Origin of the sequence: Mesorhizobium sp. ISC11 (genome assembly GCF_037162595.1) — a bacterium.
GTDB lineage: Bacteria > Pseudomonadota > Alphaproteobacteria > Rhizobiales > Rhizobiaceae > Mesorhizobium > Mesorhizobium ciceri.
Map to the genome: position 1 here is coordinate 369,396 of NZ_JAVSPW010000001.1, position 23,854 is coordinate 393,249.

At 64.5% G+C, this 23,854-nt stretch carries 26 protein-coding genes; 10 read left to right on the plus strand and 16 right to left on the minus strand.

Features of this window, described 5'->3' with window-relative positions; translation table 11 throughout:
• The first annotated feature begins 69 nt into the window (after positions 1 to 69).
• The 3 genes from RPF88_RS01930 to RPF88_RS01940 all read left to right on the plus strand — a co-directional run bounded on the left by RPF88_RS01930 (position 70) and on the right by RPF88_RS01940 (position 4,224).
• Positions 70 to 1,638, plus strand: coding sequence for a sugar ABC transporter ATP-binding protein (locus RPF88_RS01930; protein ID WP_337121606.1), 1,569 nt, complete (start codon positions 70 to 72; stop codon positions 1,636 to 1,638).
• Positions 1,635 to 2,651: an ABC transporter permease gene (locus RPF88_RS01935; RefSeq protein ID WP_013530576.1), complete on the plus strand. Its 1,017-nt coding sequence runs from the start codon at positions 1,635 to 1,637 to the stop codon at positions 2,649 to 2,651. The genes RPF88_RS01930 and RPF88_RS01935 overlap by 4 nt, the downstream gene beginning before the upstream one ends.
• A gap of 283 nt (positions 2,652 to 2,934) precedes the next feature.
• Complete coding sequence (locus tag RPF88_RS01940; protein ID WP_337121607.1) at positions 2,935 to 4,224, plus strand: hypothetical protein; 1,290 nt, start codon at positions 2,935 to 2,937, stop codon at positions 4,222 to 4,224.
• A gap of 27 nt (positions 4,225 to 4,251) precedes the next feature.
• Here RPF88_RS01940 and RPF88_RS01945 read toward each other — a convergent pair whose 3' ends face one another.
• From RPF88_RS01945 to RPF88_RS01960, 4 genes are all read right to left on the minus strand, one after another.
• Positions 4,252 to 4,821: a hypothetical protein gene (locus RPF88_RS01945; protein WP_337121608.1), complete on the minus strand. Its 570-nt coding sequence runs from the start codon at positions 4,819 to 4,821 to the stop codon at positions 4,252 to 4,254.
• Positions 4,818 to 5,447 (minus strand): hypothetical protein, encoded by a 630-nt coding sequence (locus RPF88_RS01950; RefSeq protein WP_063168643.1) that lies wholly within the window; start codon positions 5,445 to 5,447, stop codon positions 4,818 to 4,820. The genes RPF88_RS01945 and RPF88_RS01950 overlap by 4 nt, the downstream gene beginning before the upstream one ends.
• Complete coding sequence (locus tag RPF88_RS01955) at positions 5,444 to 6,025, minus strand: hypothetical protein (RefSeq protein WP_337121609.1); 582 nt, start codon at positions 6,023 to 6,025, stop codon at positions 5,444 to 5,446. The genes RPF88_RS01950 and RPF88_RS01955 overlap by 4 nt, the downstream gene beginning before the upstream one ends.
• A 91-nt stretch (positions 6,026 to 6,116) precedes the next feature.
• Positions 6,117 to 6,425, minus strand: coding sequence for a hypothetical protein (locus RPF88_RS01960; protein ID WP_337121610.1), 309 nt, complete (start codon positions 6,423 to 6,425; stop codon positions 6,117 to 6,119).
• 246 nt (positions 6,426 to 6,671) lie between these two features.
• On the opposite strand from RPF88_RS01960, the gene RPF88_RS01965 reads away from it, so the two are divergent.
• Complete coding sequence (locus RPF88_RS01965) at positions 6,672 to 6,974, plus strand: hypothetical protein (RefSeq protein ID WP_024501757.1); 303 nt, start codon at positions 6,672 to 6,674, stop codon at positions 6,972 to 6,974.
• Between the two features lie 64 nt (positions 6,975 to 7,038).
• Here RPF88_RS01965 and RPF88_RS01970 read toward each other — a convergent pair whose 3' ends face one another.
• Entirely contained in the window at positions 7,039 to 7,743 is a 705-nt protein-coding gene (locus RPF88_RS01970) for an XRE family transcriptional regulator (RefSeq protein ID WP_013530583.1), read from the minus strand.
• Positions 7,744 to 7,952: 209 nt separating this feature from the next.
• Here RPF88_RS01970 and RPF88_RS01975 point away from each other — a divergent pair, with 209 nt between their 5' ends.
• Together RPF88_RS01975 and RPF88_RS01980 are read left to right on the plus strand one after the other, a co-directional pair.
• On the plus strand, positions 7,953 to 8,222 hold the full coding sequence (locus RPF88_RS01975; RefSeq protein ID WP_224621898.1) for a hypothetical protein: 270 nt from the start codon (positions 7,953 to 7,955) through the stop codon (positions 8,220 to 8,222).
• Between the two features lie 113 nt (positions 8,223 to 8,335).
• A complete protein-coding gene (locus tag RPF88_RS01980) occupies positions 8,336 to 9,004 on the plus strand; it encodes a GcrA cell cycle regulator (protein WP_337121611.1) in 669 nt (222 codons plus the stop codon).
• Positions 9,005 to 9,253: 249 nt separating this feature from the next.
• Here RPF88_RS01980 and RPF88_RS01985 read toward each other — a convergent pair whose 3' ends face one another.
• On the minus strand, positions 9,254 to 9,616 hold the full coding sequence (locus RPF88_RS01985) for a DUF982 domain-containing protein (protein ID WP_442921259.1): 363 nt from the start codon (positions 9,614 to 9,616) through the stop codon (positions 9,254 to 9,256).
• A 54-nt stretch (positions 9,617 to 9,670) separates the two neighbouring features.
• A complete protein-coding gene (locus RPF88_RS01990) occupies positions 9,671 to 9,952 on the minus strand; it encodes a DUF982 domain-containing protein (RefSeq protein ID WP_013530587.1) in 282 nt (93 codons plus the stop codon).
• A 251-nt stretch (positions 9,953 to 10,203) separates the two neighbouring features.
• On the opposite strand from RPF88_RS01990, the gene RPF88_RS01995 reads away from it, so the two are divergent.
• The gene (locus RPF88_RS01995) at positions 10,204 to 10,806 is read left to right on the plus strand and encodes a DUF6456 domain-containing protein (protein ID WP_337123841.1); all 603 of its coding nucleotides are present in this window, start codon (positions 10,204 to 10,206) and stop codon (positions 10,804 to 10,806) included.
• A gap of 55 nt (positions 10,807 to 10,861) precedes the next feature.
• Here RPF88_RS01995 and RPF88_RS02000 read toward each other — a convergent pair whose 3' ends face one another.
• The 4 genes from RPF88_RS02000 to RPF88_RS02015 form a co-directional block, all read right to left on the minus strand.
• Positions 10,862 to 11,167: a hypothetical protein gene (locus RPF88_RS02000; RefSeq protein WP_027160843.1), complete on the minus strand. Its 306-nt coding sequence runs from the start codon at positions 11,165 to 11,167 to the stop codon at positions 10,862 to 10,864.
• A 111-nt stretch (positions 11,168 to 11,278) separates the two neighbouring features.
• A complete protein-coding gene (locus RPF88_RS02005) occupies positions 11,279 to 13,249 on the minus strand; it encodes an acyltransferase family protein (protein ID WP_013530593.1) in 1,971 nt (656 codons plus the stop codon).
• A 217-nt stretch (positions 13,250 to 13,466) separates the two neighbouring features.
• Positions 13,467 to 13,760: a hypothetical protein gene (locus tag RPF88_RS02010; RefSeq protein ID WP_013530594.1), complete on the minus strand. Its 294-nt coding sequence runs from the start codon at positions 13,758 to 13,760 to the stop codon at positions 13,467 to 13,469.
• Positions 13,761 to 13,922: 162 nt separating this feature from the next.
• Positions 13,923 to 14,669 (minus strand): helix-turn-helix domain-containing protein, encoded by a 747-nt coding sequence (locus RPF88_RS02015; RefSeq protein WP_013530595.1) that lies wholly within the window; start codon positions 14,667 to 14,669, stop codon positions 13,923 to 13,925.
• 228 nt (positions 14,670 to 14,897) lie between these two features.
• On the opposite strand from RPF88_RS02015, the gene RPF88_RS02020 reads away from it, so the two are divergent.
• A complete protein-coding gene (locus RPF88_RS02020) occupies positions 14,898 to 15,203 on the plus strand; it encodes a hypothetical protein (protein WP_013530596.1) in 306 nt (101 codons plus the stop codon).
• On the opposite strand, the gene RPF88_RS02025 is transcribed toward RPF88_RS02020, so the two are convergent.
• A complete protein-coding gene (locus RPF88_RS02025; protein WP_013530597.1) occupies positions 15,204 to 15,965 on the minus strand; it encodes a Crp/Fnr family transcriptional regulator in 762 nt (253 codons plus the stop codon). It abuts the gene before it with no gap.
• 497 nt (positions 15,966 to 16,462) lie between these two features.
• Between RPF88_RS02025 and RPF88_RS02030 the strand changes: the two genes are divergently transcribed.
• The gene (locus RPF88_RS02030) at positions 16,463 to 16,726 is read left to right on the plus strand and encodes a hypothetical protein (protein ID WP_013530598.1); all 264 of its coding nucleotides are present in this window, start codon (positions 16,463 to 16,465) and stop codon (positions 16,724 to 16,726) included.
• A gap of 283 nt (positions 16,727 to 17,009) precedes the next feature.
• On the opposite strand, the gene RPF88_RS02035 is transcribed toward RPF88_RS02030, so the two are convergent.
• The 4 genes from RPF88_RS02035 to RPF88_RS02050 form a co-directional block, all read right to left on the minus strand.
• Positions 17,010 to 17,129 carry a hypothetical protein gene (locus RPF88_RS02035; RefSeq protein ID WP_013530600.1) on the minus strand — a complete coding sequence of 40 codons (120 nt, stop codon included), beginning with the start codon at positions 17,127 to 17,129 and terminating at the stop codon, positions 17,010 to 17,012.
• A gap of 109 nt (positions 17,130 to 17,238) precedes the next feature.
• The gene (locus RPF88_RS02040; RefSeq protein WP_337121612.1) at positions 17,239 to 18,270 is read right to left on the minus strand and encodes a hydroxyacid dehydrogenase; all 1,032 of its coding nucleotides are present in this window, start codon (positions 18,268 to 18,270) and stop codon (positions 17,239 to 17,241) included.
• Between the two features lie 426 nt (positions 18,271 to 18,696).
• On the minus strand, positions 18,697 to 19,887 hold the full coding sequence (locus RPF88_RS02045; RefSeq protein ID WP_337121613.1) for an FAD-dependent oxidoreductase: 1,191 nt from the start codon (positions 19,885 to 19,887) through the stop codon (positions 18,697 to 18,699).
• Positions 19,888 to 20,005: 118 nt separating this feature from the next.
• Complete coding sequence (locus tag RPF88_RS02050) at positions 20,006 to 21,502, minus strand: glucosamine inositolphosphorylceramide transferase family protein (RefSeq protein WP_337121614.1); 1,497 nt, start codon at positions 21,500 to 21,502, stop codon at positions 20,006 to 20,008.
• Between the two features lie 249 nt (positions 21,503 to 21,751).
• On the opposite strand from RPF88_RS02050, the gene RPF88_RS02055 reads away from it, so the two are divergent.
• Positions 21,752 to 23,854: a GumC family protein gene (locus RPF88_RS02055; protein WP_337121615.1), complete on the plus strand. Its 2,103-nt coding sequence runs from the start codon at positions 21,752 to 21,754 to the stop codon at positions 23,852 to 23,854.

A 23,854-nucleotide genomic window follows, 5' to 3' on the forward strand; every position in this document is an offset into this window, starting at 1 on the left:
TGTCCGGCAGGACAGAGGGGGGCGTTCAAGCGCTGACAGGCGACATCAACTGCATGGAAGGAGCCACCCTTGCCGCCAGCCGCTGAAGCCGCCTCGCCCGAACCCATCCTGCTTGCCGTCGAAGGCATCACCAAGCATTTCTCGGGCGTCACCGCGCTCAGCGATGTCTCGCTCGATATCCGCCCCGGCGAGATCCTCGGCCTGCTGGGCGAAAACGGCGCCGGCAAATCGACGCTCTTGAAAATCCTGTCGGGTGTGATGCCGCCATCGGGCGGCCGCATCACTTTCGACGGTGCCGATTATCATCCCTCCAGCCCGCAGGATGCCAAGCGGCTTGGCATCGTCACCATCTATCAGGAACTGAGCCTGATCCCGACGCTGACCGTGGCGGAGAACATTTTCATCGGCCGCGCGCCGATCGGCCCGCTCGGGCTGGTGAGTTGGCGCAAGATGGAGGAAGATTCCCGCACGATCATCGCCCGCGTCGGTCTCTCCATAGACCCGATGACGCCGGTCTCGGCATTGTCGGTGGCCGAGCAGCAACTGGTCGAGATTGCTCGGGCGCTGTCGCTGGAAAGCCGGCTGATCATCATGGACGAGCCGACTTCGGCGCTGACCGAGACCGAGGTGCAGCGGCTGCTGTCGATCATGGACCGGCTGCGCAAGGACGAGGTCGCCATCATGTTCGTCACCCACCGGCTGGAGGAAGCGTCCGCCATATGCGATCGCATGACGGTGCTGCGCGACGGTAGGCTTGCCGGCCACCTTAACCGTGAAGGCGGGCCGATCGCGCTGCCCAAAATCATCGAGAAGATGGTCGGCCGCGCGGCGTCCGAGCTCTACGCCCGGCCGGCGCAACGCGCGGTGGCCGGCGATGTCGTGCTGTCGGTGCGCGGCCTGCGCACCGTGCGCGACCCCGAGGCGCCGCACGCCATCGTGCTCGACGGCGTCGACATAGACCTCAAGGCCGGTGAAATCCTCGGCGTTGCCGGGCTTGTCGGCTCAGGCCGCACCGAACTGGCGCGCGCTATCTTCGGCGCCGACCGCATCGCGGCCGGCACCATCACGCTCGACGGCAAGCCGATCGCCCCGGCATCGCCCGCGGACGCCATTGCGCTCGGCATCGGCCTGGTGCCGGAGGACCGCAAGCACCAGGCGATCTTTGCCGCGCTGGGCATCCTGCCGAATTTCTCCATCGCTTCGCTGGGCAGCTTCAGCAACGGTTTCGGCTTCATGGCCGAGCGGCGCGAGCGCGATGCGCTGTCCGGGTTTCGAAAGATGCTGTCGATCCGCATGGCTTCGGCCGAGCAGGCGATCGAGGGCCTGTCGGGCGGCAACCAGCAAAAGGTGATCCTGGCGCGCTGGCTCGCGCGCGATCCGAAAGTGCTGATCGTCGACGAGCCGACGCGCGGCGTCGATGTCGGCGCCAAGACCGAGGTGCACCAGATCCTGGTGCAGCTTGCGGCGCGCGGCATTGCGGTGATGATGATCTCGTCCGAGCTGCCCGAGGTGCTGGCGGTGTCGGACCGCATCGTCACCATGCGCCGCGGACGCATCACCGGCCAGATGCCGGGCGTCGAAGCAAACGAGGAAAGACTGATGGAACTGATGGCACTCGACCGCAAGGAGACACTATGAGCGTGGCGGGGGAGCAGGATCAGCGCGGCGGCATCAACTTCGCGCGGCTTTTGATGAGCTTCGGGCCGCTGCTGTTCCTGGTGGCGCTGATCATCGTCTTCACGGTGCTGAAGCCGAGCTTCATGGACCCGATCAACCTGTTCAACATCACAAGGCAGATCTCGATCACCGGGCTGATCGCGCTCGGCATGACCTTCGTCATCCTTACCGCCGGCATCGACCTGTCGGTCGGCTCGCTGCTCGCCTTCTGCGGCATGGTCGCCGCCGTGGTCGCCAAGGGCGGCACGGCCAACACGCTGTCGCTGTCGACGAGCGGCACGCAAGGGTTCGGCTGGTTCGCCGCGCTGCTGGCCGCCATCATCGTCGGAGCCGCTGCCGGCGGCGTGCAGGGACTTGTCATCACCCGGCTGAAAGTGCCGCCCTTCGTCGTCACGCTGGGCGGGCTGACGGTGTTTCGCGGGCTGACGCTGACCATCTCCAATGGCGGCCCGATCTCGGGCTTCGACGCCTCGATGCGCTGGTTCGGCACCGGGCTGATCGGCCCGGTGCCGGTGCCGGCGCTGATCTTCGCGGCGGCCGCCATCCTGTGCCACATCGTGCTGCGCTACACGCGCTATGGCCGCGCCGTCTATGCCGTCGGCGGTAATGCGGAAGCAGCGCGGCTGTCGGGCCTGCGCGTCGACCGCATCCTGGTCTCGGTCTACGTCATTGTCGGCTTCTTCGCCGGGCTCGCGGCCTTCGTGCTGTCGGCCAGGCTGAACTCCTCGGAAGCGGTGGCGGGCATCGGCTACGAACTGACCGTCATTTCGGCCGTCGTCATCGGCGGCACCTCGCTGTTCGGCGGCATCGGCTCGGTCGGCGGCACGGTGGTGGGGGCGGCGCTCATCGGCGTGCTGCAGAACGGGCTGCAGTTCAACAACGTCTCGTCCTACACGCAAAGCATCGTCATCGGGCTCATCCTGATCCTGGCGGTGGCGTTCGACCGCTGGCTGAAGTCGCGGGTGCGACGGTGAGGGGCGAAGGGAGATGTTAACGCCCAGGCGCCCCCCCTCTGTCCTGCCGGACATCTCCCCTCAAGGGGGGAGATCGGATGTCATGACTGCTTTCGCTAATTTTCAACGTTGAAGAGAAAGCGGCGAGGACGAAGCTGCTGATCTCCCCACTTGAGGGGGAGATGTCCGGCAGGACAGAGGGGGGCGCCTCGCTCTGCCCCCTGGCAGGAGACCCCACCCCATTCCTTGCAAAACAATCATGCTTTGCTAGAAAGATTTTGGCGGGTGGCATCGTGAGAACCTCATGTTTGCCGATATCATCAGACCGATCACCCTAGGTTTTTCGCTGCTGCTGCGGTTCTGGCCACAGCTCATCGCCCTGGTGCTGGCCGGCGTGCTGGTCGGCGATCTCCTCATGCTGCTAGCGGCGAAGGTGGCGCTGGCCAATCACTTCGCCGGGTTGGCGATGCTGACCCTGGTGGCGCTGGCGCAGCTGGTGGTGACGGTGGCAATGTTCCACGTGCTGCGCCCCGGCCTGCCGCATGTGGTGGCCGCGCAGCGCGGCGCCGACAAGGCCGCAACCACCGAGACGCAAACGAAGCCGGGTGCCGAGGCTGACCGGCGCGGCTCGCGGCTGGTGCGGATGATCACCATCGCGCTTCTGCCGTTCTTCGCCTATTATGCCGCCTGGGGATTTCTGGGCGACATCGTGCGGCAGTATTCGCGCGAAACACTCGACCAGGCCGATTTCGGCCAGAGCGCTGATGTGCTCGACGTGCTCGACTCGCGCTGGCTGCTGGTCTCCGTGGCGGTGTCCTGGCTGATCCGCCGGCTGGCCAAATTCATGCAGGCTAAGATAGGTGCCGCGTCGTTCTGGCAGATCGTGGTGGTGATCTGCGAGACCAACTGGATCTTCGTCGGTCTCTACGTGATCAGCCGATGGAAGGATTCGGCCCTGCAATGGCTGATGAGCCGCAATTTCTGGTCGGCCCTGCAGGCATCGGTGGACGGGCTGGCAAACCCGGTGCCGATGGCCTCGGCCGCACCCATGGTGCCGGTCGAGATCTCCTCGATCGCGCCGTCGACGGCTGCGATCAACCTGTTCTTCTTCATGCTCCTGCCGCTGATCTGGCTGGTGATGGCGGCGCTGATCTACGGCTATGATGTGCGCGACGATGCTGCCCTGATGCGCGTGCATGGCCGGCTGGAGCGTGCCGGCCAGCGCTATGCCGGCCTGCCGAAATTCCTTCGCGATTTCGTCGAGCATTTCATCGCCGGCTACCGCTCGCGCTATCTGCCGATCGCCAACGGCGTGCGGCTGACGGTCAGCGCCAGCCTGGTGCTGTTGTGCACGCTGGTGGTCGGCTACCGGTTGCTCGACTGGGGCGCGGCCTGGCTGTGGCTCGGCGCGACGCGGCTGATCGGCCCACACGAGCTCGATATCTGGCAGATTTTTTCGCATGCCGTGACGCTGCTCTTCGGCAGCCCGTTCCAGGATTCTTCCACCGGCATCCTGATCGAGCCGCTGCGCATATGCTTTCTCGCCGCCGTGCTGGAGACGGCGTTTTCGATGGCGAAGCGGGCGGGGAAGTGAGCTTTCTTTACGGGGAGAAGGATGCTGTCACTTCGGCGGCCGCTGAAAACGCAGGAACCAGGGGCGCTCGCTGCCCAGGCCAATGGCTGGGCGGATGGTCTCGATGGCATCCTCGGGCACGATGAAGGTCTCGCCGACGCTGATGATTTCGCCCTTTTTGGCGCCGGAGAAGATCGCCGAGGTGCAGTTCATCACGCCGTCCGGCAGGCTGACGCCGGGGATGAAGTCGGGCAGCCAGCGGCGGCCGGCGGCGTCGGTCAGCATCACCTTGCAGCCCAGCCACTGCTTTTGCAGATCGGGATCGCCGACCGTGACGGCGAAGGTGGCGATGACGGCCAAGGCATGCTCGGGCAAGCGGTCGGCCTTGCCGCCGCGCAAATCGGCCAGCCGCCATTCGCTGCCGCCGAACGGCGCGCCGTGGCCAAACTCGACATCCCTGGCGATGAGGTCCTCGCCATGCAGCCATTCACGGATGCTCTCATAGCTGGTTTCGGCCAGCGTCAGCGGCAGCAGGATAGCGAGCGCGGCAAGACCGCGCCGTCGCCATTTTTTCTCGCCACCGCCGGCTGGGTCGATGTCGGTTGAAACCGCGCTCATGTCTTGCCCTGCCGTGTCTGGCCCTGCCGTGTCTGGCCCTGCGGCGGTGCAGGAGCGTCGAGATCGTATAGCGGCAAGACATCCGCCGGTTGACCATCGGCACCGGTCGGAACGGCATCGAGGCTGATGCGGGCCTGGGCGTCGAGCGGGCCGAACTGACGTGCGGCGATAAGCAGGCTGGCGCCTCGGATCTGGTCGGCCGGCAACTCGAAGACGAACAGGCCGCTTCTCTCCAGCCCTGGATCGACGGCATGTGGCGGCATATCCTGGCGATAGCTGAGCCGCTCCGTCTGGCGGTAGCGCAGGCCGGTCGGGCCTTGCCAGGTGCCGTCGGCGACCGTGGTGGAGGTGCTGGTGGCGGTGAGATTGGTCGCTGCCACCGCCCACAGGCCGCTGGTGGTCAGCAGCCTTTCCTGGCCGAACTGGTTGGTCTTCAGCGTGCGCGCAAAGACCATTCTGTCGAGGCGGACATCGAAGCTGCGCGCCCGCACCGTGTCGTGCATGGCGCCATCAATGGGGATCGGCGCGGTGAGTTCGGCATAATGCGGCTTCGACACCTGCATGCCGTAGCTGAGCACCACGGTGGCGGCGACGATCAGGAGATTGCCGATGGCGCGGATCCTCATGAGCCGCTCTCGGGCAGGTCGGCGACCGGCATGGTGACGGTGCCGAGCCGATAGGAATTGAACCAGCCCGGCGTGCCGTAAAGATTGTCGTGCGGCTTGAAGATCTCGGCGGTGACGCCGAAGCTGAGATTTGCCGGCACGGCGGCGTTACCGGCAAGCGGCCAGACATAGGCCATGCGTTCGGTCATGCCGGGATGCAGTTCCGGCGTCAGCGTCGAATCGCGGGCCAGCGCGATCATCGGCGTGGAATCGGGCAGGTCGATCCCGTCCGGCTTGAAGACGTTGAAATAAGCCTTGTCGGATTGCGCCGTGCGATTGGTCAGATCGGCCTCCAGCACCAGCGCCTTCTGGCCTGGTTTCAGCGCCACGCCATAGACCTTGGCGCGGCTGACATAGGCGCGCGCGGGCTGGACCCGCCAGCGCCCGGCATCGATGGCGGCATCGGGCGGCAATTGCGGCGGGGCGTGGGCGGGCAGGGCGCCGAACGCGCCCATCAGGCCGGCGACGAGCAGGGCGGCGATGGTTCCCGCGCCGGCCGTTATCCAGGTTTGAAATTTTGAGCGGGCAGTCTTGAACATTCCAAACTATGCACGTCGAACGGTCAGCCACCCCTGCGCAGTCTAGAAAGAAAAAATGGCTGATGGAACCCGCAAACGGCTGGTCCAGTCCTCACGCCGCTTCCCTTGCCCAGAGCCTGTGGCCATGGCGGCGGAAATAGCGCGCCACCAGGCGCTGCTGCTTGGCCCTGATCAGGTCGGGCAGGCGCCGCTCCTGGCGCCAGCGCGGTATGTTGCGCCAGCAGGCTATGAAGCGGGCGGCGTCCTCGATTGCCTCCTGCGCCGAGAGCGCCGGACCGATAGCGGCCAGGAACAGCGCCTCCGACGGTTTCAACTCGTCGATCACCGCCTTGCGCCTGACGTGATCGTGACGGGCGTGGGCGATGCCGCTGCGACGGATCGCTTCGAAGGCTTCAAGCAAGGCCAGGCTGTCGCCGGCGTAGCCGCAGGAACGGCAAAATCGGCGGCAAAAGCGTCCATTATCGCTCCCGGGTCTGATGCAGTGGGCAGGTTCGTGCCCGACTCACATTTTCATATATTTATGAAAGCATAACTCAAATTACGCTAGAAGAAAAACTTCTGGGAAAGTTTGAAAACTGCGACTCGACTCCCGGCGTAAAACACAGGAATATGCGAACAAATCAGGAACAAAGACGAGGCAGGGGCGATGGCATTGCCGGGCAAGGAACCAACGATCGCGCATGTCGCCTCGATCTCGGTCGAGTGCGCCGATTGTGGCCGCAACAGGTGGTGGCGACCCGATCAGCTGAAGCGGTTCGGGGTGACGGGGAATACGCCGCTGTCCGCTCTGTCGGGCCGCATCGTCTGTTCGGCCTGCCGCGCCGACGGACTGCCGGGGACGGCGATTTCGATCCAGGCCGCGTTTGTCGACGAGCGCCAGCGCGTGCGCAGCGAAGCGCGGATGCTGAGCGACAGGGATGTGCCGCTGGAGGGATCGCGGCGGGCTTGAGTGGGAGGGTGCCAGCGCTGGTTCTTCCTTCTCCCGCAGGGGGAGAAGGAAGAGCGTCCCTTGCTCAATACCCCAGCAATTCCTTCAGCGGAATCACGCGCCAGACATGTTTGATGGCGTAGCGGTTGAAGGTCAGCGTCTTCGGCGGGTTGTACTGCTCGACGACCAGCTCGCCCGCCGTGCGCTTGACCAGCTTCTTGATGAAGGCCTTGCCGTTGCGCTCGTTTTCCTCCGGGAAGGTCTCGATCACCACATGGTCGCCCGGTACGGCGTCGCGGCCGCCGCAATAGATCAGGTCGCCGGGCTCGTAACGCGGCACCATGGAATCCGAGAGCACGTGCAGGGCGAACACCTTCGGCAGGTTGCGCACGCCCGGCGGGCGCTGGACGTAACCCGCCGGCTCGCCGTTGAAGGTGAAATCGCCATCGTCGCCACCGACGGCCGCGCCCAGCACCTCGATGTCCATCGAGCTGGCGGGTAGCGGACCTGCATCGGTGACGATCTCCGCATCGGCAACCGGTCCGGCATCGTCGAGAAACACGACCTGCCCCTGGCCCAGCGCAACCGGGTCGACGCGCAGGAAGGCGGCGGTCTTCAGCAGGTTCTCGGTCTTGGGCAGATTGCGGCCGGTTTCCCAGTTGCCGACGGCGGCGACATCGGTGTCGTTGTGCTCGGCGATGTGGCGCATGACCAGGCCGCGCTGCTTGCGCGCCTTGCGGATCGCCGCTCCGACCTTGATCGACAGTTCCGTTTTTGCCATGGCGCCCATGTGAGGGATGAAAGCCGCTCTCGTCTATGAAAGAATGGCTTGCATTTATTTTCGAGTTATGCTTATATCCGGTGATGCAAAACCTGTCCAGCTTTGATGGCGCCGAGTCGCCGGCCTCACGCGAGGCGCGCCCGGCGGTCATAACCGCCCATTCCCTTTCGTCCCGGCCGTCCTCCTCCCCGGCCCGGATGAAGCCCGAGGCCCAGTGCTTGACCGCACGAGCCTCGGGTCCGGTCCGCCGCCTGTCTCCGGCGACCGGAACGGCCGGAGCCGCCGCTCCCAGCGGCTTCGGCCCCCAATTCGGCCGGCATGGCGCCGGCGCTGTTTTTGCGGCAGGCCGATCCTGCATCCGCACCGAGGACGGCACCGTCATCCTGTTCGACAGGCTGACGGGCAGGGCAGTTTCCGCCCTGGACAGAAACACGGCCGAAGCGCGGCTTCTGCACCTTGCCGGCGGGAAATCGGCCCAAGCCGGCTGAGGCTGGCCGGCTGAGAGCCGGCTCTTGAAAAACAACCTGACTGCGGCCTGGCGACCGGGTCGAACCTTGACGCTGCCCGACGGCGCGCGGCCGAACTTTGGATGGAGCTGGATATGGCAAGCTATAGCGACGCGGAATTGCACGAGATCGCCCGCTGGCTGAAGGATGGGCTCTCAGCCTCCAGGATTGCAGTCGCGTTCAGCGCGTTGCGCGGCAGTCCGGTGTCGCGCGACGCCATCATCGGCATCGTGCACCGCAACGACATGCTCGGCGCGATCGGCTTTGCCAATGGCAAGGGGCCGCCGCCGCGATCCAGGCAGGCCGTGGGCAAGCGCGCTGGAAGCAAGCGGGCGAGTGGCGCGTCGGCGAAAGCGACGCCTGTCGTCGGCAAGATGGAGGGCGTGCTTGCCGCCAAGGACATCCATGCGCGTGAAGTGGCCCGGCCCAGGCGCGCGCATTCGTTCGTGCGCGAGGTGGGCGTGCTGATCGCCGACGGCGTGGCCTATCGCCTGGAGGCGCCGGCGCCGCCGCGCGCGGCCATTGGCCGGCAGCCGCATGGCGTGGCGATGCGCTTCATCGATTGCCTGTTTTCACGCTGCCGTGCGCCGCTGGATCTGACGGTGGAGGGGGATCCGGACATTTCTATTGCCGAAGAGGGGGCGCCAGGCAGCCGCCCAGGCGCCGACATGCTGTGCTGCGGCATGCGCACCGGGGCGCTGAAAAGCTATTGTACCTACCACCAGGCGCGCTTCCAGCGCCGCGTATTTGTTGCGACGGGGTGAGGTTTGATCTCTTCTCCCCCGTTCACGGGGAGAAGGTGCCGGCAGGCGGATGGGGGGCAGCGCTGACGAGGCAGGATGGAAGCTGACATGAAATTCAAGCATCCGATTCAGATGCCACTTACCGAAGCGCTGGCGCCGCCCCTCATTGCCCTGCCGGGCGTTCGCTGTTCGAAAAGCCAAGCAATTGGCTTTTCGTCCGCCGCGCGGATCACACCTCACCCCCGTAAACGGGGAGAAAGAAGCAAAGCCCTATTTCGGCATCTGCCGGCCTTGCTTGGGCGTGCGGCTCTGTATGCTCCTTGCGTCCATCGCCATCGGCGGGTTGCCCTCGCCGACCAATATGCCAGTCACCCGGGCAAAGCCGGTAAACACCTTCATGGCGTCGGCTTCGGAAATCTGGGCGGCAATCGCCGCGCTGCAGGCGTTCAACGCGCTGCGGTAGACATGGCCGCGCCGCTCCAGCGGCCAGCGCTGGAGAAAATCGGCGGCTTCGCTGACGCTGTCGATCTCTTCGATCTCATCTTCCACCCGCACTTTGAGCGGCACTCCGGTTTTCATCGTACCCACGGCGTTCACCTTCGCTTTGCGCGCGGCTCCAGCTACCGCACCCATAAACGCGCCCCGCTGGGGGCCGGTTGCATCAATTTTTCGGGCGGCGCCCGCTCCTCACGGGCTAGCCACCGCATCCAGCCAGTCATGGGCGCGGCTTTTGGGCCTGTCGACCAGTATGTTCTGCTGCTTGGCCGCCCTGGTGAAGGCGTCGAACGCGATGCGCTGGCAGCAGATGCCGTCCACGGCGAGCGTAACCAGCCGGGAAGCCTCGAGATAGCCAGGCGCTGTCTTGTCGGGCCATTGGTGGCGCAGTGCCTCGGCGGCTCCGGCCACCGAACTGACCAGCATGGTTTTGTTGTCGCAAAAGCGCACGGTAACCGGCATGAAGGCTGTCATCGGCGAACCTCCCCTTGGCATGGACGCGACATAACGTCGAAAACTCGCGCCGGTTCCATCAGCCTGGATGCCGGACGGCAGGGATGCTGGCGCGGCGGCGAAGAGGCGACGACCTACGGTTCATTGAAGGCCAACCGAGCAGCGCTCCGCTCCGCTCTGCCACCGCGTGGGGAGATGCCCGGCAGGGCCGAGGGCGCGCGAAGGATCGCCACTTGCCGGCCTCCACCACCCATCCCAACCAGGAGCCTCCCATCAGCAAAAAGACCAGACCCGCAAAACCGCAGGCGCCGAAATTGCCGAAGGGCGAGGCCGAGCAGGTGCGCATACGCCGCGAGATCGGCCATGATTTCGCGCTCAGGGATGACGCCTTCGGCCGCAAGCGGCTGGCAGCGGGCACGCTGGAGGCTGCGCGTGTCTACGAAGTGTCGAATGACGGCTACGCCGCGACCGGCGGCATCGTGCGGCTGCGCGCCATCGATGCACTCGTCGGCATCACTTCGCTGTCGCGCCAGCAGCGCGAGGCAGGCCTGCGCTACCGCGAGGATTTCCGCTGCAGTCAGCAGGCTGATGTCAAGCCGATGCGCTGGACCGAGCGCATCGACGGCGGCCGCGAGGGCGGCGGCATCGCCGACAGCGTTCTCGACGCCGGCAGGGCCTATGCCGCCGCCACAGGAGCGCTAGGCCATTGGGAGGTGGCCGCCGTGGTACGACAAGTCTGCTGCGCGGACGGTTCCCTCAAGCGCCTGTCCGAGCAGACCGGCGAGGGCCGGAACGTGGTGACGAAGCTGCTGAAGGTGGGGCTGGATCTGCTGGCGGTGCATTATGGGATGATGATGAGGAGGCGGGTGGGGTGAGCGGCGCAAATATCCGGCCGGCGGCGCCGGCCGGATCATTTTTCACAGGATCAGATCATCGGCAGACGCGGATTTCCTCGACGATCCTGTGGTGATGGCGCCAGTGCTTGACCAGTGCGATGTGGCAACGGTGGTGACGGTGGTAATAGCGCGGCCTGTAGCCGTTGTCATAGGCGTCGTACTGGTAATAAGGGCGATAGTAGCGATCGCCATAGTCGTAACCATTGTAATAATCGTCGCCGTAATAGTCGTCTGCATAGCCGCCAATGCCGATACTGATACGGCTGCGGGCGTCGGCGGGGGCGATCATCGCCGCCGCCGAAGCAATGGCGATAACCGAAACAAGCAGGAGCTTTTTCATAGCTGCCTCCTTTTCAAGGTTAGGCTAATATAACTGCCGAGTTGCAGCCTCGTTCCACAGATTCGTAAGATGTGACGAACAATGCAGACCGGGGCGCAGATGCCCAGGCGCCTAAAACAGCGCCCTCTCCAGCGGCCCCGCCAGCGTCTCGGCAAAGCCCGTCGCCAGATGGTGCCTGTCACGAAACGCCAGCTGGCCTGATATGACGACGTGGCAGGTGGTCGGGCCGCAGAATTGGTTGGTGAGGTCGATGTAGCGGGTGTCGGGCACGCTGGTCACCACGGCGCGCTCGGTGGCGGCGGTGCTGTCGTTGGCGGCTTCGGCCCTTGGCGTGTCGCAGTGCGGCGAGGGTGCCTCGCGCCACCACAGGGTGCGCGCCACGCAGGAGCCGGCGAAGCTGGCGTTGATCGGCGTGTCGCGGATGACTGCCGTCTCGACACCGGCCCGGCTGAAGGCCTGCAAGGTCGAGCGCAGGCCGGCCTGCCAGCGCGCTACTTCGGCGGTGCGTTCGGCGGCGGGCAGATCGCGGGTCAGATTGCCGATGGAAAATTCGGAGATCACCACCAGGCGCGGCTTGCGGCGGATGATCTCCGATATGGCCTGCTCGCGCCAGGCGTCGCATTCGGTGTAGTCGCGCTTCAGCACCGTGTTGAAGGTGGAGAGCCGCGAGGCGCGGCACGATGATTTGAGGTAGGTGACCACCTTGGTGTGGTTGCGCCTGGCTGCTTCGATCAGCGGCGTCGACCAGTGGTCGGCGTGCGAATCGCCAAACAGCACGATGGTGCGGGTGGCATCGGCCGGGCCGAATGTGCAGGGTTTCGGCGTCACCGTTTGGAAGTCGGCCAGGCAGTTCTTGTCGACGGCCCGCGCGATGGAAGGTCTTTCGGCCGCCTGCTCGATGCCGCGCTGCTCGGGACCGATGTTGCGCGTGGCCAGATGCGCATTGGCGTAGGCGACCGCCACGCCGGCACCGGTCAGCGCCAGCGCGGGTGCGAGCGCGCGAGCGCCCACCGTCAGCCAGGCGCCGCGTCGTGCCGGGTTCTCGATGAGGTGATAGGTGAGCACCGACAGCGCCAGCGCCAGCACGCCGCAGCCCAGCCGCTGCGGCACCGTAAGATCGGGCGTCAGCATCCCGGCGTAGACGATGACCGGCCAGTGCCAGAGATAGAGCGAATAGGAGAGCGTGCCGATCCATTGCAAGAGCGGCAGCGACAAAGCGGTGGCCGGGCCAAGGACGTGCCGGTCGGTCCGCCCGTTGGTCTGTTCCCCGCAGCCGCCGCTCAGCAGCACCAGCACGGTGCCGGCAACCGGCAGCAGTGCGTACCAGCCGGGGAAGGGCAGGTCCTCGCTCAACAGGCGATAGGCCGTCGCAATCAGCGCCAGGCCGAGCCAGCCAAGGGCTGGCCGCAGCCAGATGCGGTGCTGCAGCAAAGCCATGGGGACCAGCGTCGCCAGGCCGCCGGCAGCGAACTCCCAGGCGCGCAGCGGCGAGAAATAGAAGGCCCAGGCCGGCGCCGCGCTGGTCAGCCACAGGCAGGCGGCGAAGGAGGCGAGGCCGACCACGCCGATCATGGCTGCGGCCGTTCGCCGGCCCGGCCGCAGCCAGGCGGCCAGCAGAAGCAGCGCCGGCCAGGCGAGATAGAACTGCTCCTCCACCGACAGCGACCAGAAGTGGATGAAGGGATTGCTGGTGGCGTCGGCGGCGAAATAGTCGAACGACCAGCGCAGCAGCCACAGATTGATGGCATAGGCGGAGGCAAACATGGCGCCGCGCGAATAGAGCGCCTGCTCCTGTGGCGCCAGGATGAAGTAGCCGGCGGCCAGCGTGACCAGGATGACGAACAAAGCTGCCGGCAGGAGCCGCCGCGCGCGCCTGGCATAGAAGCGCCAGAGGTCGAGCCGGCCGGTCTCGCCGATCTCCTGCATGAGGTGGGTCGATATCAGCCAGCCCGAGATGACGAAGAAGATGTCGACGCCGGCAAAGCCGCCGGGGAGCGCGGTGAGGCCGAAATGGTAGGCGACGACGCCGCCGACGGCGAGCGCGCGCAATCCTTGTATGTCCGGCCGGAACGATGCTGCCACGACGGCTCCCTCGTGCAAGCCCAGCCCCTGTGCAATGTCGGCGGTGCAGGCCGATATCGCAATGCAACAAATTTATCGCAGTGCAACATGGCAGAAATGGGGAGATGGGCCGGGTGCCGGCCGGGCCCGATCCTTGCGTGGCTGGCTTGTCTGCACACCTGCGGCAGACGCAAAACAGCCCCGCGCGGGGCTGTTTCTCATTCGGGTTGCTGGACTGCTACTTGCTGCCGCCGTTCGCTTTCACGCTGCTGCAGAATTCGGGATGGCTGTTGGCCGCAGTGGCGTCCTTCGCCTCGTCCTCGCAGGCCTTCATCATCGCGGTCTGGTCGTCCGGCGTAAGGGCCTTCCAGGCTTTCACGAAGTCGTCGTTGCTGACCATCGTCTTCATGCTGCTATCGGTGTAGAAGGGCTGCATCTTGGCTGGATCGTCGAGAGCCGACGTTTTGGCAAACGCCGCGCCGCCGACCATCGAAAGTGCCATGGCGCCCAAGCAGATCATCTTGATGTTCATGGGTACTCTCCTGTTGCTTTGGGATCGTCGAAGCAACGATCCATTGGAAAACGACAGGTTTGGGTGAAAGTTCCGGCATTTTTTGCGCAGAAAAGCCGAAACGAGGAAAAATATAGCCGAAAAACTTGAAACTTTCCCGGATTTTTCCCGTAGGAGGCGAGTTTATCGGGTCTCTCGTGCGAGACTGACCACCAGTCGATCGACGCTGGGGTCGTCGAGGCTGACGATATGGGCCATCTGCAGCGCCCGCTTCATGCTGACCCTGGTGACGTCCTGCCGCATGATGACCGGCACAAAGGCCGGCCCCGATCCTGTGAGGACGATCGCCCTGCCGACCAGAACCGGTTCGGAGATGGGAGCCCACTGTACGGTCATGATCGAGGGCTCGCTTGTCTGGCGGCGGTTGATGCCTGTGAAATAGATCCAGTTCAGGCGCGAGATCGCTACGCCGTAGTGGTTGCCGGGCATTCTGGCGCCACCCTGGCCATCGCCCGGGGCCCACCGCGTCACCCGCCTGAAGGTGACCAGCTCGGCCTCACGTCGCAGGAAGGTGACCGAGCGCATCAGAAGGTCGGGGCGGCCGGGAACCGAAAAATAGGTGAAATAAGTGCCGCCGGCGATGGCGGGCGACGGCGGCCGCACCATGTTTTCGTACAGTGCCTCGCGCAGCGATGCGTTGCCGTCGCCGTTGGCTGCGGGAACAGCCGGCTCGCGATACAGCTCGTTTTCGTCGATCTTGAAATAATCGCAGATCAGCCTGGCGGTGGTTTTGTTGGGCACCGCCTTGCCTTGCAGATAGCGCTCGAACTGGGTGCGATTGATGCCAAGCTCACGGCACACCGCGCTGACGGAAGCGTGGCGCTGGACCAGCCGCCTGAGATTGGCGGCGAGATTCTCGCGAATTGGCACGACATCTCCCCGACAGACGTACGGACCAGCATTCAAGCGATAGCTTATATACACTTGCATGCCGTGGCGCTGGCGCGAAGATGGACCTTTGGCCAATAGGCAACGATCCCGTAGAGCGTAGGCTGTACGATTCTGACAGTCCGGCTATGCAAGCCGCGTAAATGGGCGTATTTCGGTGGCAAGAGCGACCTCGGATCGGCCTCTCGACATCCTGTAATGGAGGGCGGTTTGGATCATACCGGCCTGGTCGAGCTTCTGGACTACACGCAGGCGCAATTGACGAAGATCCGCCAGGCGGTCGCGTCAAGCGATCACGCCGGTGCCATGTTCACCATTGATTGCCTTGTCGGAGCGGCGGCCGAGCAGACGAAGTGCAAGCTTGCAAGCCTGGAGCATGCCGGCTTGCCGATCAGCAAGGATGGGCCGATCGGCAGGGATGGGCCGATCGGCAGGGATGGGCCCATAGAAGGCGGTGCGGCACCGCCCGGCAAAGCGACATCGGGCAAGCCGGATGCCGGCAGCAGCCGCTCCTGATCAGGCCGCGCCGATCTCGCCGATCAGCCTTGCATATTCGGCCTCGGCTTCGCCGTAACTGCCATTGGCGAGTTCCAGCAGCCCGGCGCGGTCGCGAATGACGATCTCGCCCCGTCTCGAGCGAATCAACGTGCGGCCTTCGAGCAATTGAAGCGCGACGGTGACGCCTGGCCGCCTGACACCAAGCATGATGGCCAGGAATTCGTGGGTGATGGCGAGATGTTCGCCGGGCACCCGGTCGTCGCACATGAGCAGCCATCGCGCCAGCCGCTCCTCGAGCTTCAGCCGCGCGTTGACGAGCGCGGTGCAGCCGGCCTGGGTTTGTAGTGCGTTGACGAAGCGCAGCAGGAACATGCGCAAGGTCGTACTTGCCTCCAAAGCTGCCTTGAAAGCGCCGGCTTCGATGCGGATCGCTTCGCCTTCGAGTTGGACAAAACAGGCATGCGGCGCACGGTCGTCGCCCATCACCAGGGAGTATCCCGTCATGCCTTCGAAGCCGATGAAGCCCACTTCGGCCTCTTGGCCGCTTGCCGTGCTGGCGACCACCGAACCAATGCCCTGTTCGATGAAGTAGACGGCCTCGATCGGAACATTCGGGGTCACCAGCATCATGCGCAATGGCAAATCGCAGCGCTGCATGTGCGGCTCGAGCAACGCCAGATCATCCGCAGGCATGCGCCGCAGCAGTTGGTTTCGGTACGGATGGTTCCCGTCGGGATAGGGTTTTTTGTCGGGATCAGAGTTTTTGTTGGGATCAGACATGGCGTGGCCCAATGCAGGGCAAGAGCCATCCAATCTCCCAGCCGTCCGTGCCCGTAAAAACGTGAGGACGATGGCCTATGTATAGGGGCTCTGAACGCAGAAAGATATTAATGCGATATGAAATTCGAAGCACGGCGCCCCCCAACGCCTGTTCGCATATGAAAAGATCGGCCTGAATGTTAGTGTCGGAAACGTACCAAACGCCATTTGGTACAAAACCGACATATTTCATGAGAGCGCCGGATCACGCCGATAAAATCCGCTGGCCAATGAAAAGCGCCATGTCGCGCTGGGCCTGGGGACCATTCGAAGAAGGGGGAGGACCGGGGGGAGAATTGTACGATACTTACTGTGATGAGGCCGATGTTGACTCTTGCTCAGCCCGATTTCATTTTTTGACCCACAGCGTCTAAAGCGCATCGCGTTTGATCGGATTTATGCGATGCGCTTTAGGGTCTTTGTTTATGCATGTCGTTCTCCCAAAGCCGAGGTCACTTTTGGACGACATGCATCAAAAGTGGCCGCTGCTCCGAAAGGGGCTTCTTATGTCGAGCCTTCGTAAGCGCAATCCCGGTCTCCATCCTTCCGATCTGCAACTGTGCCAGCGCGTCTTCGATCGGGTCTGCCTGGAGCGCAAATTTGATCGCATGTCGGGGGAGTCGGACGTGCAGCTTCTGGCAGCCACGGTGTTTTCGCTGTTCCAGAATGGCTGCCGCAATGAAGGCGAGTTGCTTGAGAGTTTCAGGCGGACCCGCCAATGACCAAGGCCAGGATCACGTCCGCGGCACCGGCCGAAAACGAACCTTACGACGCTGCGGTCTTCGCCCGGAAATACGGCATGTCGCGGAAGGCCGCGGAGGTCGTGCTGTCCGCGAATGGACCGTCCAGAACAGCCTGTGACGCTGCCGCCCGCTCTTTTATGGAAGCGGTTGCCCGCAGAGCGAAGAGCAGCCATAAACACTGATGCTGCGCCTTGAGCGACTGCCGTCTCGCCGCCGACCCGCGGGCGCGTCCAATGCTACCTTCATCGAACACCGCGAGGCGTCAGCCTGCCGGGCCTGTCGGGCCGATCGGACCGGTCACTCCTGAAGTGGCTTGCTGCGCCGTCACGGCGGAGAGTTTCTGCCGTTTGAGCAGCATCGGCTTTTCATAGATCTTCTTCATGGTCACGGCCTCCCTCCGCAAAGTTCGATTGCGGCAGCGTCATCGCCGGCCGCGCTCCTGTCAAGCGGACCTGGTCGAGGGCCGGCCAACCCGAACGAAAATCCACGCCTCAATTCCTGTCGGCCGGCTTGGAACGCATGCGCGAAACCGTCTCGCGCTCGGCGCGTTTGGAGCGCAGCGGCGGCAGGTCGCGGTCGATCAGGTCCATGTCCTCCAGCACCATATCGCCCATGCGCTTGAAGGCGATGTCGAGCGCGCCGGCGCGGTGAGCCGAGCGCAGGAAGCCGGGCAGGGCGCGCACCGGATGGTCCCGCGCCAGCGGTTCTTCGGGGAAAACGTCGCTGGCGGCGACGATGTGGCCGCTCTTCACCGCCGCCATCAGCGCCGGGAAGTCCACCACGCCGGCGCGGCTGAGCAGGATGAAGGCAGCGCCCTTGCGCATGCCGGCAAAGGCGTCGGCACCGAGAAAACCCTGGTTCTCGCTGGTCACGGAGGCAACGACGAAGATGAAGTCGCTGGTCGACAGCACCTCGTCGAGGGAGGCCGGCTCGACGCCATTGTCGATGAGGATCGATGGCGGCAGCCATGGATCGAAGACTTTGGTGCGGGTGCGGAAGCCCGACAGCAGCCGGTTGAGCGCCCGGCCGAGATCGCCGAAACCGATGATGCCGACATCGGCGCCGGACAAGAGCCGCGCCGTCTGGTTGCCGTCGCCGCCCCACAGTTCCTGTCCCTGGCGGAAGGCGAGGTCGGCATCGACGATGCCGCGGGCGAGATTGAGTGCCATGGCAAGGCCAAGCTCCGCGACCGGCTCGGCGAACACCAGGCCGGTGGTGACGACATGGATGCCGCGCGCGAACAACGTCTCGTAGGGCATGTTGTTGATGAGGTTGGTCTCGACATTGAAGACGCAGCGCAGCGCCTTCATCCGATCGAGCGTTTCGGGCGATATGGGCGGCTGGCCGATGATATAGCGCGCCTCGGCCAGCACGTCGGCCGGCAGTTTCGCGACGCCGTCAGCGGTCGTCTCGACGATGCGATAGTGCGCCTTGAGCCGCGCCAGCTGCCGGGCTGTGAAGATCAGGTCGAGCGTGCGTGGTTCAGGCGCACTGATGACCAGCGGCAAGGCGCTGTTGGACATGACTATTCCCTCTGTTCCCCAATGGCCAAAATACCTTGGATGAAACGATTTACAACATCGCGCGGCCGAGGAGAGCGGGATTGGCGCTGGGATGAGGTGACCTGTCGGAGCCGATATGTGCCGGCAATGCAACAGTGAAGAATCGTTTGACCGCGATGGCGTGGATACGACGTAAGAACCAGTAATGGCACAATTGACACGGGGCAGGGAATTGGTTCTGCTGGCGCCGTATCAATTTGGAGGGCACTTTACAGTGAAGAAATACGAGAAACCAACCTTGCAGAAGCGCGACAGGCTTTCGGGTGTCACGGCCCAGACTGCCCCATCGACACCTCCGCCGGCCGTCAGTGATTGATTGGCGCCTGACGCATTCGCCTGACAAGGGCAATCAATAGCGGCAATCGATAGGGCGCGACTGGTCGCGCCCTATCGCATGTTGGCCATGGGCGCCTGCTTCTGTCCCAGATGCCGGACCTTACGGCCGATGATCATCAGCTGGCGCGCGGTGTTGTTGCGCAGGCGCCGCACGCGCCATTCCAGCCCGGTGTCGGCGGTAATCGACTTGGCATAGTAACTGACCCGCATGCCATCCTCATCGGCAGCCACCTTGACCGGGTCGTCATAGAAGGCGTTGATCTTGTCAGCCGCCATGCCTGGAGTTTCGAGCCAGCGTGGAATGTGAACCGAATGGAGCTGATCGACATCGGTCATCACGCGGCCGATGCCGACGCCCGGCGTTGGACACGTGGTACAGAAAGCATCGCCGATGAAGATGACCCCGTCGCGGCGATGGCCTTGCGTCGTGCTCAGACTGATCTGCCTGACCTCGACAGGACTCGCGACTTCGAAGTTGCCGCATCGCACGGCTATTTCGGGCATCAATTCGCAGAGCATCTTTTGCGGCTCCTGGCGGAACGCCCGCGTCCACGGCTCGGCCACATTGCGATAGAGGAACATGTTCGCCCGCATCTTGTCGCCGAGGGGAAAGATGCTGATGTAGGCGATACGGTCGGCGGCCCGCCTGCTGTAGCAGGTGACGGACTGATGACCGAAATCGCTGGGCGAGATGGCGAGGTCGAATCCCATCGACAGGGAATGCGCCTTCGATTGCTCGATACGCTCGACGCCGACGGCGCGCCGCACCGCCTCGCCGTGACCGGTTGCCACCACCAGCAGGCGGGCATCGATGACGGTGCCGTCGGCCAGCACAAGCCGCTGCCGGTCCGGTCCAGTCGAGACTTCGGTTACCTTGCCGACCGTCAGCGGCACTTGCGCAGGCAAGGCGTCGCGCAGGCCATTGATCAGCGCGCCATAGGAGAATGTGAATTCAGCCTTCTTCTCATGCGCGAAGAACTGGCCGAGGCGAAAGACATGCGTGTCGGTCGTGGAGGTGACGAGACGCTTGAGTGTCGCATCGAGGCCGAGCTTTTCGAACAGCAGCATCTGGTCCATGCCGATCTTCTCGGCCCGGAATTCCTCATGGTGGACGCGGTGCGGATCGATCAGCGCCACCTTGCGGCCGGCTCGTCCCAACAGAATTGCCAAGGTCGTGCCGGCCATTCCGGCACCGACGATCGCCACATCGACTTGGGCCGGGCCAGCCTCTGAGATACTCATTTTGCTGCTCTTTCTGATGGCAACGGCGCGTTTCACAATCTCCGGTAGAAAATATCTTCCGGACCTAAATCAACCGCAAGCAACCGGCGCGCGTGCTTGGTAGTAACCAATGTTTAGGTTAATCGCGGGCCCGCTGCTTCCAGCGCGGTGCGATCGCCGAGCCATCGATGAACTCAAAGCCGCCAGCCTCGTTGAGCGTGTGAAGTTTACGCCCACTCCATAGCGCACCTGGATTTAAGATGGTTTCAACGACCTGCTCCATGCCGATCAAATCAAGGTGAGAAATGCGTGCGACGCCAAGCGCCGCGCCATAGCTCCTGCGGCAGTCTTGGACCGGGCGCAGCAGGTCGTTGCCGCGCCTGACCATGCGGCCGGCCGGCCGCGCCGAGGCGATATCGATCAGCACGGGATTTTTGGGGTGCGGCGTCCAGGGGCCGCGAAAATCCGGCGCCGACCACAGATGCAGCGCGTCGGAGAAGGCGCCGCCGCCGTCGCGGACGGTGGCGAACAGCCACCAGGCGCCGCCATGCTCGACAAGCGTGGCGTCGCTGGCGACGACACCGGACAGAAGCGTCGCCTCCTTGACCCATCCGCCGGGAAAAGCTGTGGCCCGGTAGAGATCGACCGTGCCGTTGGCGCAGCTTTCCGGCACCATCCAGACCTCGCCGTCGCGCTCGAAGACGAAGGGGTAGGAGAGATGGTAGGGCAGCTCCAACACCGGTTCAGGCCTTCCGAGCGGGCCTGCCGGGCCGAAGGGAACGGCGGAGATGATGGCTTTGCCGAGCCGATGGATATAGTCCTCGACGAACAGGGTCAGCTGGCCTTGGTAGAGGATGGGGAACGGATCGGCGTAGAAGCGGCTGCCGTCGTCCGGCAACTCTTGCCAACCCGACGCCGGATGCGCGCGCAGCTCGAACAGATCGCGGCTCCCGGTTTGCCGCCAGCCGACCTTCCAGTGCGGCGCGTTGTAGCAAAGGTGATAGATCTTCTGGATGATCCGCCGCGCCAGCGCCTTGCCGGCCCTGACCCCAAGCTTGCCCGCCGAGGGCATTGGCGGCGGGCCACCCACCTGCGCCGGTTCGGGCAGATCAGGCACGGACTTTGCCGCGCCTGACATGGCAGCTATGATCAGGCTTGCTGTGCGCGCCAGCATATCCTGGAAGGACGCCAGCGCGATGCCGCCATATTCGGTGCCCAGACGCCCGGCGGCGATCGCAACGCCGTTCTCCTCGATGCGGGCAAGCGGCGTGCGACCTGCGAGGATCAGGGCCAGCAAGGCCGCTTCGCCGCTGGCGCCGTCATAGGTGACGCGCCAGATCCGTGTGTTTTCCAGCCTGACATCGCCGCAGAGGTCGATGACCAGGTCAGGCGAAGCGGGGGACTGCCGGTAGGGCGCGAGCGCCGAAAGCGGCACACGCTTGGCCAGTCCATCATGGGACAGTCCGTGGATCGCCGTTTCGAGTTGAAACAGGGCCGCGGCGCTGCGCGGAATGCCGCCGCCCGCCGGCCTGACATCGACGGACAGTTCGACGTCTTCGAGCGCGGCAAGGCGCTCCAGCAGCGTGACGTGAAAGGCGCGGACGCAGTCGCCGTCCAGGCGGAGGCTTATCTGCATGTTGGAGGTCCGAAAAGGCGGTGCCCGGCCTTGCCGGCCAGGCCGGTCCGGTCAAATTGTAACCCCATCTGCATTCGCCTCCGCTCGCTGCGTAGCCAACACCTCGATATGTATATTTTTAAGCAAACCGCGTGCCAAAATTCACGTCACCTCTCAACATAATTAACAATGTTTTAACAGTTGGAGGAATAGCTAGGTTAGCGCCGCAAACTGGTCTTGCCGGCATATGGAGTATTGTCGGAGGCAGCCATGCAATCATCCCTGCCCATGGTTCCTCAGCAACACTCCCCGGATCCGGCACGCGCGGGATCATATGCAGCCTCCACTGTCGAACTGGGCGATCTGAAGCGCATCCTGGTGCGCCGCCGGTTCTGGATCTTCGGCACCGTCGCACTGCTGACGCTGGTCGCCCTGCTCTACGGCCTTTTCACACCGGCGCTCTACAGCTCGGCGGCGGAAATCCTGATCGATCCGCAGGACCTGCAGGTGGTCACCAACGACGTCAATCCCAGCCGTATCTCACCCGATGGCGGCATCACGCAGGTCGAGAGCCAGGTCAGCGTGGTCCAGTCGACAGGCGTGCTGATGCGGGCGATCGCGGCGACAAACCTGACGCAGGATCCGGAATTCAATGGGCAGGGCTTGCTGTCGCGCCTGCTCGGTTCGGCATCAGCCGAAGGCGACAGGTCGGTGCAGACACTCGACGCGCTGCGCCGGCGCCTGGCGGTGAAGCGGGCCGACAAGGTCCTGGTCCTCGACGTCATCGTCACCGCCAAGAGCGCCGACAAGGCCGCCCTCCTGGCCAACGCCATCGCGCAGGCCTACCTGGTCGACCAGGCGAGCGCGCGCGCGAAAATGGCCAAGGACGCTTCCGAGTCGATCACCGCGCGGCTGGACGAGCAGCGCAAGCGCGTCCAGCAAGCCGAAAACGCCGTCGAAGCCTACAAGTCCGCCAACAACATGGTGATGGCGGCAGGCAATCTGGTCAGCGACCAGGAACTGACCGAGATCAACACGCAGCTTGCGGCGGCGCAGAGCCGCACCGCGGCGCTGAAGGCGCAGGTCGACCAGATGCGCCGGCAGAGCGGCACGCCGGACGCAACTTCGGAAGCAATGCGCTCGGCGGTGATCTCGAGCCTGCGGGCGCAAGAGGCGACGTTGGTCGACCAGGTCTCGCAGCTCGGCACGGAGTTGGGGCCGCGTCATCCCTCGCTGATCGCAGCCCAGCAGCAACTGCGCGACACGCGCCAGCTGATCGCGCGCGAACTTGGCCGCATCGCCACCGCCACCGAGACCGACTACGAACGGGCGCTGGCCAACCAGCAGGCGCTGGAAGCCAAGGTCGCCGGCATGAAGAGCAAGTCGCTCGACACCGATCAGGCCTCGGTGCGGCTGCGCGAATTGCAGCGCGACCTCGAGGCGCTGCGTTCCGTCTACTCGAACTATCTCCAGCGCGCCCAGGAGACGCGCGAGCAGATCAATGTCGACAGCACCAATGCGCGCATCATCTCCAACGCCATGCCCGCCTTGAAGAAGAGCTGGCCGCCTCTGCCGCTGCTGTTGCTGGGCGCGATATTCGGCGGCCTTGGGCTCGGCACCGGTCTGGCGCTGATCGCCGAATATTCCTCGCCGACGGTGCTTTCCAGCGCCCAGATGCAGTCGGCCATCGACGCGCCGGTGCTGGGCGTGGTGCCGGCAAAGTCAGACACAGGCCGGCGCTGGTGGCCTTTCGGCGGGGCGCGCGCCGCCGCCTCCAGCCAGAAGACCGATGCCGTCGTCGGCCTTGCGCTCAGGCGCATGTTCAGTTCGGGCCAGCGTCCGGCGGACTGGCCGCTGGTGCCTTCCATCTTGGTGACATCGTCGCCGGGCGAGGGCGCGCAGCGCAGCCGGGTGGCGCGGCTGCTGGCCAATGCCGCGGCATCCAGGGGCAGCCGTGTGCTGTTCATCGATGCCAATGCTGGCGGCGTCGGCCAGAAGGATCCGCAGCCGGGGATCCTCGATGTTCTGCGCGGCGAGTACGCGTTCGAGGCCGTCAGCCATTACGCCGCCGGCAGCAACGTTGCCGTGCTGGGCAGGGGCCGCTCAAAGGCGGTCTTCCAGGAAGCGCATGGCATCTATTTTGCGCAGCAGATGCTGGCGCGGGCCAGCCGGAGCTTCGACCTCGTCGTCATCGACGGTGGCGCGCTGGCCGACAATCTCAATGCCTCGCCGCTGGTCGCCATGGCCGACGAGATCGTGCTCGTCGCCACGCTGAACGCCACCCCGATGCGCGACGTCACGACGACTTCGCAGGCGGTCTCCGTCATGGGGCGCCTGCCGACAGCCGCCTTGCTGGTCGACGAGGCCGCCTGA